Genomic DNA, 14,702 nt, shown 5'->3' with positions numbered 1-14,702 from the left:
CTACAATGGATGGTACAACGCGCAGCCAACTCGCGAGAGTGAGCGAATCGCCAAAAGCCATCCCCAGTTCAGATCGGAGTCTGCAACTCGACTCCGTGAAGTTGGAATCGCTAGTAATCGCGGGTCAGCATACCGCGGTGAATACGTTCCCGGGCCTTGTACACACCGCCCGTCACACCACGGGAGTAAATTGCAGCTCAAACCGCCGGGAGCTGAAAGGCAGGCGTCTAGGCTGTGGTTCATGACTGGGGTGAAGTCGTAACAAGGTAACTGTACCGGAAGGTGCGGTTGGATCACCTCCTTTACAAGCTCCTCTCTGCGTGTGTTCCTTCTGCCCTGTGTATAAGCTCTGTGCAGAAGTGTCGTTCATCGGTTCAGGCCACCCCCAACGCAAGTTGGGGGTGGCTTTTTTGTTGTCTGTTTGTCGTCTGGCTCTGCGTTCGCGGCTAGACTGTGTGCATGACCTCTGATCCCCAGACTGCTTTCGTGCAGGCACAGCAAGACGCACAGGCGCTTCCCAAGAAGCCCGGCAACGATCTGATGCTCAGGCTCTATGCGCTGTACAAACAGGGCAGTGGAGGTGACGCCGGAACACAGCGTCCGGGCGGTTTCGATTTCGTGGGAGCGGCCAAGTACGATGCCTGGGACGGCCTGCGGGGAAAGTCGATGGAAGATGCCCAGCGTGAGTACGTGGAACTTGTCCAGTCTCTTCAGGACAGGAGCTGAAGTAAGCTGAGCAGGTGACGGATTCCCCCGTTCCTGAACCTGGCCCCCATGTGGCCGATTCTCCTTCCGTGCAGGCCCTGGCCAAAGCGCGGATGCGGGAGCTGGCCGCTGATTATGCCCGCGCGTTGCCGGGGCTGGACACCCACAGCCTGATGTCGGGCCTGGACGGCGTGACCCTGACATTTATGGCGATGGGGGACCGTGACGGCGCGTATGACCCTGAACACAGGGTGATCCTGATCAACAGCCGGGTGCGCCCGGAGCGGCAACGCTTCACCCTGGCCCACGAGATCGGCCACGCACTGTTGCTGGGCGACGATGATCTCCTGAGCGATCTGCACGACAATTTCGAGGGGGACCGGCTGGAGGAGGTCATCGAGACGCTGTGCAACGTGGCGGCGGCGGCGATCCTGATGCCCGAGGAATTGACTGCTGAACTGCTGACCCGCTTCGGCCCCAGCGGGCGCGCGCTGGCCGAGCTGACCCGCCGCGCCGACGTGAGTGCGTCCAGCGCCCTCTATACCCTGGCGGAACGCACCGACGCCCCGGTGATCTACGCGGTTTGCGCTGTGGCCCGCATTGATGCCGAGCCGGGAGACTCTGACGAGGAGCGCCCGTCTGGCAAGGCCCTGACCGTTCGTGCCAGCAGTTCCGCCGCTGGCGTCAAATACAGCCTGCGCCCCGGCACCCCCATCCCCGACGATCACCCGGTGGCGGTGGCGCTGGACACCGGCATTCCCATCACGCAGGACAGTTATATCCCCTTCCGCTCTGGACGCAAGATGCCCGCTCATGTGGACGTGTTTCCGGAACGAAACCGCGTGCTGGTCAGCTTCGCCCTGCCTGTTAAAGCCAGCAAGGACGAGATCTGAATCGCCCGCATGGCCTGAACTTCGGTTTCCCAGTGCCAGGAGGCGAGAAAGGTGCGGACGGCTGGCGCGTGTCGTGGACAGGCACGGCGGTGATGGGCATCCTGAATGTCACGCCAGACAGTTTCAGCGATGGCGGACGGCACTTTGAACTGGAAGCCGCTCTCGTGTCTGCCCGCCGGATGCGAGACGCGGGTGTGCTGGTGCTGGATATCGGCGGCGAGAGTACCCGCCCCGGTGCGGAGCCTGTGCCCGCCGACATTGAACTGGACCGTATTCTCCCCGTCATCCGGGAACTGGCTACAGAGGGCGTCCTGCTCAGCGTGGATACCCTCAAGCCGGAGGTGGCACAGGCGGGGCTGGGGGCCGGGGCACATCTGGTCAACGATGTGGGTGGGCTGCGCGATCCCGAGATGAGGCGGGTGTGCGCTGAGGTGGGCGCACCGGCAGCCCTGATGCACATGCAGGGCGAGCCGCGCACCATGCAGCAAAACCCCAGCTACGGTGACGTGGTGGCCGAGGTTTTCGCCTTTCTGCGCGGACAGGCGGCGGTGGCGCGGGCGGCGGGTGTGCCGGATGTGCTGCTCGATCCTGGCATCGGCTTCGGCAAGACGCGGGAACATAATCTGGCGCTGCTGCGGGCGCTGTCGCAACTGACGGCTGGGCCGGACGGCGTGCTGGTGGGGACCAGCCGCAAACGCCTGATCGATTATCTGGCCGACGTTCCACGCGCGCAAGACCGCGATCCCGGCACGCTGGCCCTGCACCTGCACGCGGCCCGCGCGGGCGCGGCGCTGGTGCGGGCGCACGCGGCGGCGGCGCATGTTCAGGCGCTCCGGGTGCAGGCAGCGCTAGACTCGCCCGGATGAGGAACCGAGGATGAGCCGCGTGGTGCTGGAGGGGCTGGAATTTCACGCCCGACACGGCGTTTATGACACCGAGGGCGTGCTGGGGGCGCGTTTTGTGGTGGACGCCGAACTGTACTACGACTTCGCCGGACTGCCCGACGAGCTGAGTGCCGCCGTCAATTACGCCGCCGTCTACATCGCCATTCAGGAGGAAGTCACGGGCAAGCGTCACCAGTTGATCGAGGTGCTGGCGGACCGGATCGCCCGGCGCATCCTGAGCGATCAGCCTGGACTGGCCCGCGTGACCGTGCGAGTGCATAAGCCGTTTGCCCCGCTGCCCGGCGTATTCCGCGACGTTTTTGCCGAGCTGACGCTGGAGCAGGAGGACCGTTGATGGCGGAAGGTTGATGGAAAAGCATGACGCCTACATCGCTCTGGGGGCGAATCTGGGCCGTCCGCTGGAAACCCTGCGCTGGGCTGTGGCTGAGGTCAGTTTGCTGGGCGAGGTTTGCGGCGTCTCAAAGTTGTACCGGACGGCCCCCGTCGGCGGCCCGCCGGGTCAGCCGGACTATCTGAATGCGGCATTGTGTTTGCGGACCAGCCTGCCGCCGCTGGATTTGCTGACGGCCCTGCATGACGCCGAGGCCCGCGCCGGACGCGAACGCCGTGAGCGCTGGGAGGCGCGGGTGCTGGACCTCGATCTGATCCTGTACGGCAACCGGATAGAGGAGGGGGCGACGCTGACGCTGCCGCACCCGCGCGCCTGGGAGCGGGCCTTCGTTCTCGCGCCTCTGGCGGACCTGAATGCGGGGCTGGCCCATCCGCAGACGGGCGAGACGGTGGGGCAGGCGCTGGCGCGGACGGACGGGTTGGGATTTGGGGCAGGGGCGACGGACTGGCTCGGGTCTTCATGAATCTGACCGCTGCCTACCGTCTGCGGGGCGCTACGGCGCTATGCTGGAAAGCGATATGAGCGAACTGACCTCCAACAAACGTCATGGCGGCGTGGGCCGCGCGCTGCTGTGGGTGGCCATCGTGCTGACCGTGGCCCTGCTGGGCTTCGTGACCGCCGTGGCCGTCCGCAGCAACCCGATCTACAGTGACCGCGAGGCCAACGGCGTCAGCAAGTACAAGTTCATCGAGGAGTGCCGTGAACTGCTGGAAGACACCGAGAAACTGACCGTGGGCGCGCAGGGTCAGGCCATCCCCCTGAAAGCGCTGGTGGAACAGAGCGCCCCGCTGGCCACGGGCGACGAGCTGCACGCCGAGCTGGAAGCCGAACCCGCCCAGATCATCCGCGCCACCGAGAACATCGAGGGCGGCGGCTGGACCCTGACCGCGCCCGCCACCATTGCCGTCCACAACGGCTCCAGGACCCGCGCGCTGGGGCAATTGCCCATGCAGTGCGTTCACCCCAAGGGCCAGGAAACGCAGGCACAGTTGCAGTTGCCGGGGCAGTAAGAACCGGCAGGCTATTCACCCAGCCCTCTTCGCAATGGAGAGGGCTTTTCCGTGTCATACGGATTCTGTTTTTCACGCGCCAGAAATCGGGACAGCGCAGGCCCCCTCCTCTTCACGCCCGGAGGGATGTTGCTCTCCTGCGCGCATCCGCTTGGGCGACAGGTGCCTTCAACACCCTTTCACCAGAGGCTGTACCGATTGCCCGAGAATTTCGGTTCTACATCACCACATCCAGGCCGCTCAGGCATTCCTCGGCGATGGCGCGGGCCAGGGGATCGCGGGTGCTGCGGGCGTAGCTGACGCCCAGATGCAGATGGGACTGGCCGCCGGGACTGCCCACCAGCGCCAGGGTCTGGTAAAAAGCCAGGTGGGTGTGCGCCAGCAGCACGTCGCGGGTGCGTTCGGGGGGCAGGGTCCGCAGCAGGCCCAGGGCGTCGGCGTAGGCTTCCAGCGCGCGGGGCTGGTCGCCCTCCACGGCCCACTCGCGCCCCAGTTGCAGGGACCGGGCCGCCGTGAGATACGCGTTTCGCATGACACTGAGTCTAGCGTGGGTACGCGGCGGGTGACGTTTGCGCTATCTCTGGAGGACCGATGACCCCTGACTCCCCGCCCGCCGCCTCGTTGACCCTGCCCCTTCGCCTGCCGTATTCGGAACTGTCGCGGCTGGGGACCGCCTGGGCGGCGGAGCAGGTTTTCACGTTGCCGCTGCCGACTGCGCCTACCTTGCGCGTGACGAACATCCAGCTCAGTGCCGCCGTGCCGCGCCTGAGCGCCGCCGTCTCAGTCCAGAGCAGTGGGCTGCTGGGCCTGAAGGCCACCTTCGATCTGTCTGGAACCCCTGTGCTGGACCGGGCCGGGCAGGTACTGACGCTGGAAGACGTGACCCTGAATACCCGCAGGGAGGGTCTGAGCGGAAGGCTGCTGGGCCTGCTGGCCGACGCCCGCGTGACGGCATATCTGACGCGGCTGGCACGCGTGGAACTCGGTCCCCGAATGGCAGAGCTGCGCGCCCAGGCACAGCAGCGCCTCCCGTTGACGCCAGTGGAGGGCATAGAGGTGGCGGGCACGGTCACGCAACTGTCGGTCACGGGTCTGGAGGTCACGCCGGACGCCCTGCTGCTCACGGCGTGCGCGGGCGGCGACCTGCACGTCACCCTCAGGGCCGCTGGGCTGCGGCCCGCAAACACCTCAGCCGGAAGCCTGCGCTAGCCTGGACCCATGAGCGATTCCACCCCTCCGGCCCGTTCCGCCCTTCATCCCAACTGGGCCACGTTGACCGAGGACGCCGCCCAGCCCTGGGACACGCTGGAAAGCCGCCAACTGGTGGACGGTTACCGGGTGGTCCTGGAAGACCGCGTGCGGGTCAAGCCCGGTGTGGAAACGCTGTACCAGTACCGTCCGCGTGGGCCGCGCGCCGTATTCGTGCTGCCAGTCACGGCGGCAGGGGAGGCCGTGCTGATCCGCCAGTACCGCTACCCGCTGCGCGCCACCATCATGGAAGTCGTCGCGGGCGGCGTGGAGCGCGGCGAGGACCTGTTGCCCGCCGCCGCCCGCGAACTGCTCGAAGAGGTGGGCGGCGTGAGCCACGACTGGGTGCCGCTGCCCGGCTTTTACCCGCAGCCCAGCATCAGCGGTGTGGTCTTTTACGCCGCGCTGGCCCTGAACGTGACCCTGGGGGCCACCCACCACGAGGACACCGAGACCATCGAGCGCGTGGTGCTGCCGCTGCCCGAGGCGTACCGCATGCTGGAGGCTGGGGAGATTCAGGACGGCCCCAGCGGCCTGACGCTGTTCCACGCGCGGCGGCATCTGGTGGAGCGCGGGCTGCTGTAGTGGATTTGCCTGACCTCCCATCCCCCTTCACCACCCTGGCCGGGGAACACCGCCACAGCGCCGTGGTGGAGAACAGCGAGTTCCTGGCCTTCGCCGCGCGGGCCGACACACCACCGGACGCGCTGGCGTATCTGGCAACGGTCCGGGCGCGCTACCCCGACGCCACGCACCACTGCTGGGCCTATCAGATTGGAGCCGAATACCGCTTTAACGACGACGGTGAACCGGGCGGCACGGCGGGCGCTCCGATGCTGCGGGCCATTGGAGGTCAGGGCTTGGATCACGTCATGGCCGTGGTGGTGCGCTATTACGGCGGCGTCAAGCTGGGGACGGGCGGTCTGGTGCGCGCTTACGGCGGCACGGCGGCGGAATGTCTGCGGACCGCGCCCCGCCTGGAGGTCCGCCCGCGTCAATCTCTGCGGGTACGGGTGCCGTTCCCGTTCCTCAGCGCCCTGTATCACCTGCTGGACACCTTCGACACGGCGCGCGGCAGCGAGGAATACACCGTATCGGGCGTGGAGATGCCGGTGGGCCTCTTCCCGGAAGACGTGCAGGCGTTCACGGCGGCCCTGGCGGACGCGACGCGCGGTGAGGCGCAGGCGGAATGAACTCTGGCTCTAGCTCTCCTCCCCGGTCACGCGGCGCAGGCGGTCTGTCATGGCAGCCACCGCGCGCAGGGCCAGGGACTTGAGTTCGTTGGGCGGCCCCAGGAAGATGGCCACGCCCAGCGCCAGCCCGCCCAGCAGCAGTTCAGTGGTGAACAGCAGGGGCAGCGACAGGCCCAGGCCGCGCAGGGGCACGATCGCGGCGTAGAACAGGGCTGCCGTGCCCAGGCCGCACAGCAGGCCGACACCGTAGGATTTCAGGATGTCGCGCCCGCCGCCCACGATGGAACGGACCATCAGCTCGAAGGCCATGTTCCGCACGACGATGGCGGCCAGCATGACCAGCGCGATGGCCTCCACACTGCCGCCCAGGCTGTAGACCGTCCAGAAGCTCAGCGCCAGGGCCACCAGATACACGGCCTGGATAGTGGTCTTGATCCTGAGCTGCGCGGTGGCCTCGGCCAGAACCCCGGCCAGATTGCTGGCCACCATGAACGGCACCAGCAGCCCGAAGATTTTGACCAGAATCACGGCCTCCACGAACTGTGATCCCAGCAGCACCGCCACGACTTCGGGGGCGGCCACGAAAATGCCGCCCGCCACACAGGACATGACGATCAGCAGGGCCACCAGGGCCGAATGGTGGGCACGCCTGAGGCGATCGGATTCACTCTGGATCGAGCTGAACGACGGGGCCAGCACCCGCGTCAGGCTAGTGGCGAAGGCCAGGGCCGGAATGCCCACCGTGTTGTAGGCCCGTTTGTAGACGCCCAGTTCTGCCTGGGGATACAGCCGCGCCAGCATCAGGGTATCCAGGCTGGAACTCACGAATTCCAGAAAATTGATGATGGTCACGCGGGTGGCAAAGGCGTACAGCGCGCGGTAGGACTCCGGGCGAAAGGTCAGGCGCAGGCTGTGGCGGGTAAAGGCGTACAGGACGATCATCTGGACCAGGGCCTGTACCAGCGCGCTGATCGCCAGACTGAGTGCGCCGAAGCCCAGGTATGCGGCTCCCAGCCCGAACAGCCCGTGACCGATGACCAGGGAGACCACCTCGCCGATCAGCAGGGGCCGGAAATTGAGCTGGCGGCGCAGCAGGCTGGTCGAGATGACCACCATCGCGGTCAGCATGTAGGCGGCGGCGTAGACCCGGAAGACCATCGGCAGGTCCGGCATGTCGTAATACGCCCCGGCCAGCGGGGCCAGCAGCCACGCCGCCACGGTGGCCAGCAGTCCCAGCCCCACCGAGGAGGTGAATCCGGCTTGAATGTCCTCACCGCTCAGTTCGGGTTTTTGCACCAGCGCCTGACCCACGCCCAGATCGCCGATGAACTGGCCGAAGCGCTGCAACACGAAGGCGATGGCCACCACGCCGAATTCCTCCGGCGTCAGCAGACGCGACAGGATGGCCGCGAAGACCAGCCCCAGCAGCGCGACGATGAACATGGTCAGGTAGCTCCATTTCATCGCATTGACGGTTCTGCTCTTGAGGTTGGTCACGCGTGGGCGTCCGTTGTGGTGTGATCCTGGGCAGGTCCTGCCCTGGACTGGACGCGGCGTTCACTCACCGTTCTGAGCCGGATGGTGTGGGCGGCAGGCTGGATCTGGACAGGGCCGCTCATGACGTTTTCCCGGAGCTGAAGTCAGGGCCAGGGCCGGACTGGGACGGCGGGGAAGGATGGCCAGCCCACCGGGCCTCTTCCAGCACCTGGGCATACAGGTCCGAATACATCTGGGCCTGCCGTCCAAAGGTGTAGTGGGCCATGACCTTGGATAGCGCGGCCCCCGCCAGCGCATGGGGTTCGGGATGATCCAGCAGAGAGGCGATCCCGGCGGCCAGGTCAGCCGCGTCGCCGTGCCGGGCCAGGTAGCCGTTGACGCGGTGGTCCACGATGTCGGCGGGTCCGCTGCCATCAAAGCAGACCACCGGGGTGCCGCAGGCCATCGATTCCATCGCCACCTTGCCGAAGGCTTCCTCCAGCGAGGGCATCACCGTCAGGTCTGCGCCCGCATACAGGGTGGCCAGAGCGTGGTCATCGTCCACGGAACCCAGAAAATGGGTTTTCAGGGGCATGGGCGGCGGGGTCTGACCGTACAGCGGCCCGAAGACCACCAGTTCAAGGGTGTGGGCACCGGGCCGGCGGGCCAGGATCTCGGCGGCGCGGCGCAGCTCTGCAAAGCCCTTGCGGGTATCGCCCAGCGGATTCGTGGCCCCAAACAGGATCAGCCGCTGGTCTGCCGCCACACCCAGGCCCGCCAGCAGGCTGGATGCCGTGCGCGCCGCCCCACGCTCCTGGGGCCGGAAGACCGCCGTATCCAGGGCATTGGGAATGACCACCGTGCGGCGTCCGGCGAACAGTGAACTGCGCCGCGCCTCGTCGGCCAGCCAGTGGCTCAGGGCCACCAGGGTCAGCGGGCGGCGGTTCCAGGCCCGCGATTTGCGGCGGTGCAGCGTGCGCGAGTAGTCGTCCGGGCGCGTGGACCCTAGCGCCGGGCAGTGGCCGCACTCGGCCTCAAAGCGCGTGCAGTCCTGGGCGTAGTGGCAGCCGCCGGTCATGGGCCACAGATCCCGCAGGGTCCAGACCAGCGGCGCACGAATTCTAGCCAGACTCTCGGGACTCAGGAAGCCGTCGTTGATCCAGTGCAGGTTGACCACGTCGGGCCGCAGGGCATTGACCTGACGGTGCAGCGGCAGGTTCAGGGCGGCGGGTGAGAAATACTCCGGCGGGCTGAGCCGCTCGCGCACCAGACGCTCGGCCCGCCGCGCCACCTTCGAGGCCAGTGCCGGACGGGCCTGCGTCACCCTGGGGTCGTCCGTGACCTTGCTCTGCACCAGCATGGCCGAATCCAGGTGTGCGTCCAGCGCGCGGTGCAGCCAGAATGCGCCGCGCGCCGCACCGCCGCCACCGTCACTGGTACTCAGGTGCAGAACCTTCACTGGATGGTGGACCGGTGGGCGTGGGCAGGTTGAAAAGGAGAGCAGGGGGGAGGGACCATCATCTGCGGGCCAGCATAGGCGCGTGCGCGTTACCCGAAAGTAAACTCCGGGCAAGTCCAGCTTGGGACGGGGGTTCTGGACGGCACAGGTCTCCAGTCGGGCCGCGTGGAAACGCCGCCCCATCAGTCTGCTCTGTCATGGGATAGGGAGTCGGGGCAGGGCAGAGGTCAGGCGGGCCGCAGGCGGGGGCCAGTGGGAAGAGAGGGAGCGCCGCCGTGTTCCGGGAGGGGCGAACTGGTCGCGGGCGCAAAGGGGTCCGCCGCCCTGTTCGTAAGACAGGCTTCTCTGGCCCTGAGCTGATCGGCGGCTGATGGTTGGCTGATCCGGGCTGCCGCATTCCGGGCCGTGTGGTGCGGGCGTATCAGGTAAAATACGCGTGCAGCGTGCAACGAAACGTTTACGCCCCGGACCGCATTCTGGCTTTCGGATGGGCCACGTCAACGTTGTCCAGCAGATGTCCATGACACGCGCCATTAAAGAGTCGTTCTGAGACGCCCGGTCTGCCGCGCATAGGGCAGGGTGGGTGGACAGAACAACGAGAAAGAACTGAAGTGCAGGCAAGGCAGGGAACGGACGAAAGCAAAAGGGGAAATCATGAGTAAAGCAATAAAGAACAAAAGGCCGTACAGGTGGGCCAGAGGAATGGCGGTGGTGCTGCTGGGAACAGGACTGCTCATCGGCTGCACGCCATCCGATCAACCCAAGCCGCCCAAGCCGCCGGTCATTACCGTGCCAGAGACCGATACCACGCCTCCGCTGGCTCCTCAGGGTTTAAGTGCCACGGCCAGTATCGGGGGCATCGACCTGAAGTGGACGGCCAACACCGAGGCTGATCTCGCGGGATACCGCGTATCGCGTTCGGCCAGTGCCAGCGGAGCGTTTACCGTGTTGACCTCCACGCTGCTGACGGCCCCGTCCTACACGGACACCGCCGCGCCACAGGGAGTTGCCTCGTTTTATCAGGTGGTGGCGGTAGACAAGAGCGGGAACGCCTCGGCCCCCAGCAAGGTCAGCGCCGTCCGCCCCAGTCCGGTACTGGGCCGGGCCACGCTGAAGAGTCTGGACGCTGGCCCCTTCGCGGACCGGCTGGTCTTCAGCCGTATCGGATCGCTGGCCAGCCCGCCCAGCAACGGCGTGCATGACCGCGCCACCCTGCGGATTACCAACACCGGCAGCGGCGCATTGCAGGTCACCGGGCTGCCCATCACGGACACCTGGGAACTTGACCCCAAGCTGACCCTGCCCCTGAATATCGCCCCAGGCGCATTCCAGGACGTGAAACTGCGCTTTACCGCGCAGGCTGTGAAGGTTCACGCAGGAACCCTGACCGTGGAATCCAACGACGTCGCAGCGCCCAGGCAGGTCATTCAGCTCGCGGGGGTGTGGCAAAACCAGTCCGAGGGCATCGAGGAACCCACCCTGGAAGAGATCGTGGAGGGCGGCTTCGGTTTCAAAACGAAATTTGCGCCGGGCAGCGATGTCAACCAGAAAGGCCGGGTGACCCCCCAGGGTGACGAGGTGATCGCGCCGTACTGGCAGCGTGCCGACGCTGGCAAGCCCGTGACGGTCCAGCAACTGGCCGCCTACCACACCCAGGGCGACGTGGCGAGGCTGCGCTGGTTTACCAAGGGCAGCGGCGATAGCAACGATGTGCTGGCCCAGGCAGGCATTGACGGACAGACGGTGTTGCCCCGCAAGGAGGGCACCAACGAACCTGCCGTGACCACTTTTTCCCCCGCCAGTACCTTCGGCTTCAAGGTGGACACCGAGAGCAGTGATCCCACGCTGAACGACCAGAACGCGGACCGTGGTAGCGGGTGTGCGGACCCCTGCGGCCAGCATGTGCGCTTCTTCCAGGCCAGGGACCGGGGCGGCCAGATCATGCCCGACACCTACCTGCTGATCATGGACTACTCGGGCATCAACTACGACTACAACGACAACGTTTACCTGATTGGTAACCTGAAGCCCGCTTCCATCCTGATCGATGTGGGTCTGGGAGCCGGTGAGAAATCCGCCGATCCGCAGGGCAATGTGTGGTTCTCGGACCGGTACCGCAACAACTACGCGCTGTTCACCCCCAACACGGCCAAGAACGAGCCGGACGGCGGCCCCAATGCTGGTCTCGATATCCTCAAGACCAACTATGACGCGCTGTACCGCACCTACCGGGGCAACGTGGGGAACCTCACCCCGCGCGCCATCAGCTTTAATATTCCGCTGGAAAACGGTCCGCAGACCCTCCGGCTACACTTCGCTGATCTGGCCCACGCCACTGCTGGCAAACGGGTCTTCGACGTGGTCGCCGAGGGTCAGAACGTCCTGCCCAATCTGGACATCGTCAAGGATGCGGGGGGCGGCAACACCGCACTGATCAAGACGGTGAACGTGCAGGTCACGGGCGGTGTGCTGAACCTGACCCTGAGCGCCTCGGTGGATTATCCTTCCATCGCGGGCATCGAGATCGTGCGCTGAGGACACTGTGGCAGGGGCGGGGCCAAGTTTAGAGAGGGTCAGTCAGAACTGCCGGCTTGGCCCGATCTGGAGGCGCGCGGCGGGATGGGCAGGACCGGGCGAAAGAGCTTTGAGAGGACAGGCGGCCATACTGCTGGGTATGGGCACCGGGATGGTTCGCCTACCGCGCACAGCCCTGACGATTCTTCCAACACTGTTCTCTACCCGCAGCACGAGTTCTGCGTTCCCTGATCCTCACACCCCTCCTGATCGCTACAGGTTCCGATTGCAACACGCCCTGATTCTCACACGCCCCGCTTCTCAAAAGGAAAACGCATGATGCAGAGCCATCCACCCCGCCCCGATTTCACCCGCCGCGATCTCGAGCTTCCGCAGGTGGTCCGTCTGCTGCGCCGCGCCGCCTTGCCCATTCTGGGCGTCACGGTGCTGGCGGGGGTGGGCGCTTATCTGCTGTCTGGCCTGCAACCCAAAGTCTACGAGGCCACCAGCAGCATGTTCACCGAGCAGAGCGGCGCTGCCAACGCGCTGAACGACAGCCTGCTGCGGCCCTCGCCCCTGCCGCGCGGCGGGCTGGAACAGGCCCTGCACAGCCCGGCGGTGGTCAAGCTGGTGGTCAACCGCCTGCGGGCCGCCGAGATCGCGCCCGCGACGGTGACCGCTGTGCGGGAGGACCTCGAGGCCGAGCTGAGTGCGGGCATCTTCAAAAAATTGCAGGTGGCCCCGGACCCGAACAGCCCCACCAACTCCAACAGCGGCGTCGTCTACATCCTGAGCGCCCGCGCCAGCACCCCAGAACTGGCCCGCGTGCTGGCCAATTCCAGCGTCGCCGCGCTGCAACTGTGGGACATCCAGCGCGCCCAGCGCCGCTCTGAGCAGGCCCGCGCCGCCCTGAAGCTGCAACTCGACGTGCTGGACCGCACCGCGCAGACGGGCGGCCTCAGCACCGACGACGTCAACAGGCAGGCCCGCGCGTCCATCGTGCGTGATCTGGCCGTGATCACGTCCTCGCGGCAGAGCGTGGCGGGTACCCTGGACGTGATCGCCGAGGCGGTCAATCCTGCCCGGCCCGTCACTCCCCGGCCCCTGCGCTCGGCAGCGCTGGCCGCCCTGCTGACGCTGCTGTTTGCGGGCGGCGGCGCGGTGCTGCTGGGCAGCCGCCGCCAGCCCACCGCAGCCGAGGCGGCGGCGGACTGGGACAGCGCGCCAGAAGGTGCCCCAGCCCTGTACCGCCACGAGGCCAGCGAGAGCCGCAACGTAACCTCTACTGTGCCGCAACGCTAGCGTCAGCGCCGTATTTCAGGAAGTCGCCGAGGGGACCAGTGCTTTCGGCGGCTCTTTTTGTGATGATGCCAGCCTTGATGGAGATGCCAGCTTCAGTGCGACTGCTAGACCCGGTAAAACTGCTGATGGTCAATCTGCTGTCTAGATGAGATGGGTCCAGGTCACAGGTTCCTGAAGCCACTGCGCGTGGCCGCCCCTTCATGAGCCGATCAGGGCAGGAAAGCGCAAGTCCTGAGAGTGTAGATTTCAGGGTGGAGCAAGGCTGCCAGGCGCTGCTTTTCTCTGGCGGGCCGCTGGAGGGATCGGGCCTCTGACACGGGTGCTGGTATCGCCGGAGCCACCGGGGCAATTTACTTCTCGTTAGCGCCCAATCGATTAAGTTCACCATGTGGGAACCGGTCATGTGAATCTGGCCGTATCCTCTGGGCCGAGGTCCGCACCACGGGCAATTTCCGCCCCCAGAATCTGAGAACTGACCTCTGGGAAAGCGTGCCTGACCCGTTTCGGTAGCTCCACTTTCGATAGATGAAGACCGCTCCTGTGTCTCCACAAGTGTTTGATCCGCCGCCGCCACCATCTCTTTCCCCCTGCCCTCTGAGGAGAACCTGAACATGCCACACACCCCCAACCTGCACACTCCATTAAAGGTCGCCGTCGTGGGCACGGGCTATGTCGGCCTGGGCACCGCCGCCCTGCTCGCCTATTTCGGTCATCAGGTGATGGGTCTGGACATCGATCAGGGCAAGGTGGACATGCTGGTGCGCGGCGAACTGCCGATCTACGAGCCGGGGCTGGGCGAACTGATGGCCGAGTGCGGGGACCGCTTGCAGTGGACCACCGACTACTCGGCGGCCATTCCGGGTGCCGACGTGATCTTTATCTGCGTGGGCACGCCGCCGCTGCCGGGCGGACAGCCGGACCTGCGCTATCTGGCAGCGGCGGCGCAGGATGTGGCGCGGCACCTGAACGGCAAGATGCAGGTGGTAGTCAACAAGAGTACGGTGCCGGTGGGCACAGGGGACTGGGTGGCGCGGATCATCGAGGAGAACGCCCCGGATTACAAGCAGCACCAGTACAACGTGGTCAGCAACCCTGAATTCCTGCGGGAAGGCACGGCGCTGTTCGACAGCCTGTACCCGGACCGTCTGGTGCTGGGTGGCAACGACGGGACCGGCGTGGCGCGGTTGCTGGAGCTGTACGCCCCACTGATCGAGCAGAATTTTCAGGCCCCGGCGCATGTGCCCCGGCCCGTGGGCTACACCCGCCCGGAAGTGGTGGCCACCAGCCTGAGCAGCGCCGAGATGATCAAGTACGCCGCCAACGCCTTTCTGGCCCTCAAGATCAGCTTCGCCAACGAGATTGCCGGGCTGTGCGAGCGGGTGGACGCCGATATCGAGGAAGTGGCGCGCGGCATCGGCAGCGACGCGCGCATCGGGCGGCAGTTCCTGTCGGCTGGGGCGGGCTGGGGCGGCTCGTGCTTTGGTAAAGACACTTCCGCGCTGATCAGCACCGGCGAGGAATACGGCTACGACATGCCCATTCTGCGCGCCGCCGTGGCGGTCAACCAGCGCCAGCGGCAACTGGTGATCGCCAAGCTGCAAAAGCA

Annotated in this window: 15 protein-coding genes and 1 rRNA gene; 13 read left to right on the top strand and 3 right to left on the bottom strand. The window is 66.0% G+C overall.

Features of this window, described 5'->3' with window-relative positions; genetic code table 11:
• The 7 genes from Q319_RS0118845 to Q319_RS0118815 form a co-directional block, all read left to right on the top strand.
• A 16S ribosomal RNA gene (locus Q319_RS0118845) occupies nucleotides 1-304 on the top strand; the annotation flags it as partial.
• Nucleotides 305-459: 155 nt separating this feature from the next.
• Nucleotides 460-726, top strand: coding sequence for an acyl-CoA-binding protein (locus Q319_RS0118840; protein WP_029483992.1), 267 nt, complete (start codon nucleotides 460-462; stop codon nucleotides 724-726).
• Between the two features lie 92 nt (nucleotides 727-818).
• Nucleotides 819-1,598, top strand: coding sequence for an ImmA/IrrE family metallo-endopeptidase (locus Q319_RS0118835; protein ID WP_029483991.1), 780 nt, complete (start codon nucleotides 819-821; stop codon nucleotides 1,596-1,598).
• Between the two features lie 32 nt (nucleotides 1,599-1,630).
• Complete coding sequence (gene folP, locus Q319_RS0118830; RefSeq protein ID WP_245619368.1) at nucleotides 1,631-2,464, top strand: dihydropteroate synthase; 834 nt, start codon at nucleotides 1,631-1,633, stop codon at nucleotides 2,462-2,464.
• Between the two features lie 10 nt (nucleotides 2,465-2,474).
• Nucleotides 2,475-2,837, top strand: a complete 363-nt coding sequence (folB, locus tag Q319_RS0118825) for a dihydroneopterin aldolase (RefSeq protein ID WP_029483989.1) — start codon at nucleotides 2,475-2,477, stop codon at nucleotides 2,835-2,837.
• A 13-nt stretch (nucleotides 2,838-2,850) separates the two neighbouring features.
• Nucleotides 2,851-3,357: a 2-amino-4-hydroxy-6-hydroxymethyldihydropteridine diphosphokinase gene (gene folK / locus Q319_RS0118820; RefSeq protein WP_029483988.1), complete on the top strand. Its 507-nt coding sequence runs from the start codon at nucleotides 2,851-2,853 to the stop codon at nucleotides 3,355-3,357.
• Nucleotides 3,358-3,412: 55 nt separating this feature from the next.
• Complete coding sequence (locus Q319_RS0118815; protein ID WP_034415825.1) at nucleotides 3,413-3,904, top strand: hypothetical protein; 492 nt, start codon at nucleotides 3,413-3,415, stop codon at nucleotides 3,902-3,904.
• Between the two features lie 217 nt (nucleotides 3,905-4,121).
• On the opposite strand, the gene Q319_RS0118810 is transcribed toward Q319_RS0118815, so the two are convergent.
• The gene (locus Q319_RS0118810; RefSeq protein ID WP_029483986.1) at nucleotides 4,122-4,436 is read right to left on the bottom strand and encodes a hypothetical protein; all 315 of its coding nucleotides are present in this window, start codon (nucleotides 4,434-4,436) and stop codon (nucleotides 4,122-4,124) included.
• 59 nt (nucleotides 4,437-4,495) lie between these two features.
• On the opposite strand from Q319_RS0118810, the gene Q319_RS24840 reads away from it, so the two are divergent.
• The 3 genes from Q319_RS24840 to Q319_RS0118795 are packed head-to-tail and all read left to right on the top strand — an operon-like array spanning nucleotide 4,496 to nucleotide 6,345.
• Nucleotides 4,496-5,113 (top strand): DUF4403 family protein, encoded by a 618-nt coding sequence (locus tag Q319_RS24840; RefSeq protein ID WP_051655557.1) that lies wholly within the window; start codon nucleotides 4,496-4,498, stop codon nucleotides 5,111-5,113.
• 9 nt (nucleotides 5,114-5,122) lie between these two features.
• Complete coding sequence (locus Q319_RS0118800) at nucleotides 5,123-5,737, top strand: NUDIX domain-containing protein (RefSeq protein WP_029483984.1); 615 nt, start codon at nucleotides 5,123-5,125, stop codon at nucleotides 5,735-5,737.
• A gap of 5 nt (nucleotides 5,738-5,742) precedes the next feature.
• The gene (locus Q319_RS0118795; RefSeq protein WP_029483983.1) at nucleotides 5,743-6,345 is read left to right on the top strand and encodes an IMPACT family protein; all 603 of its coding nucleotides are present in this window, start codon (nucleotides 5,743-5,745) and stop codon (nucleotides 6,343-6,345) included.
• Nucleotides 6,346-6,354: 9 nt separating this feature from the next.
• On the opposite strand, the gene Q319_RS0118790 is transcribed toward Q319_RS0118795, so the two are convergent.
• Together Q319_RS0118790 and Q319_RS0118785 are read right to left on the bottom strand one after the other, a co-directional pair.
• On the bottom strand, nucleotides 6,355-7,842 hold the full coding sequence (locus tag Q319_RS0118790; RefSeq protein ID WP_029483982.1) for a lipopolysaccharide biosynthesis protein: 1,488 nt from the start codon (nucleotides 7,840-7,842) through the stop codon (nucleotides 6,355-6,357).
• Nucleotides 7,843-7,960: 118 nt separating this feature from the next.
• On the bottom strand, nucleotides 7,961-9,280 hold the full coding sequence (locus tag Q319_RS0118785) for a glycosyltransferase (protein ID WP_051655556.1): 1,320 nt from the start codon (nucleotides 9,278-9,280) through the stop codon (nucleotides 7,961-7,963).
• Nucleotides 9,281-9,934: 654 nt separating this feature from the next.
• Between Q319_RS0118785 and Q319_RS0118780 the strand changes: the two genes are divergently transcribed.
• From Q319_RS0118780 to Q319_RS0118770, 3 genes are all read left to right on the top strand, one after another.
• Nucleotides 9,935-11,815: a malectin domain-containing carbohydrate-binding protein gene (locus Q319_RS0118780; RefSeq protein WP_081846165.1), complete on the top strand. Its 1,881-nt coding sequence runs from the start codon at nucleotides 9,935-9,937 to the stop codon at nucleotides 11,813-11,815.
• Nucleotides 11,816-12,130: 315 nt separating this feature from the next.
• A complete protein-coding gene (locus tag Q319_RS0118775) occupies nucleotides 12,131-13,096 on the top strand; it encodes a GumC domain-containing protein (RefSeq protein WP_029483979.1) in 966 nt (321 codons plus the stop codon).
• Nucleotides 13,097-13,707: 611 nt separating this feature from the next.
• Nucleotides 13,708-14,702: UDP-glucose dehydrogenase family protein (locus Q319_RS0118770; RefSeq protein WP_029483978.1), on the top strand; the 995-nt coding region annotated here is incomplete at its 3' end.

Source organism: Deinococcus marmoris DSM 12784, from assembly GCF_000701405.1.
Taxonomy (GTDB): Bacteria; Deinococcota; Deinococci; order Deinococcales; family Deinococcaceae; genus Deinococcus; species Deinococcus marmoris.
This window is presented reverse-complemented; position numbering and strand designations above follow the sequence as displayed.

Coding starts and splice junctions, on each gene's coding strand:
- Q319_RS0118840 (WP_029483992.1), top strand. CDS start 460: ATGACCTCTGATCCCCAGACTGCTTTCGTGCAGGCACAGCAAGACGCA.
- Q319_RS0118835 (WP_029483991.1), top strand. CDS start 819: ATGCGGGAGCTGGCCGCTGATTATGCCCGCGCGTTGCCGGGGCTGGAC.
- folB (WP_029483989.1), top strand. CDS start 2,475: ATGAGCCGCGTGGTGCTGGAGGGGCTGGAATTTCACGCCCGACACGGC.
- folK (WP_029483988.1), top strand. CDS start 2,851: ATGGAAAAGCATGACGCCTACATCGCTCTGGGGGCGAATCTGGGCCGT.
- Q319_RS0118815 (WP_034415825.1), top strand. CDS start 3,413: ATGAGCGAACTGACCTCCAACAAACGTCATGGCGGCGTGGGCCGCGCG.
- Q319_RS0118810 (WP_029483986.1), bottom strand. CDS start 4,436: ATGCGAAACGCGTATCTCACGGCGGCCCGGTCCCTGCAACTGGGGCGC.
- Q319_RS24840 (WP_051655557.1), top strand. CDS start 4,496: ATGACCCCTGACTCCCCGCCCGCCGCCTCGTTGACCCTGCCCCTTCGC.
- Q319_RS0118800 (WP_029483984.1), top strand. CDS start 5,123: ATGAGCGATTCCACCCCTCCGGCCCGTTCCGCCCTTCATCCCAACTGG.
- Q319_RS0118780 (WP_081846165.1), top strand. CDS start 9,935: ATGAGTAAAGCAATAAAGAACAAAAGGCCGTACAGGTGGGCCAGAGGA.
- Q319_RS0118775 (WP_029483979.1), top strand. CDS start 12,131: ATGATGCAGAGCCATCCACCCCGCCCCGATTTCACCCGCCGCGATCTC.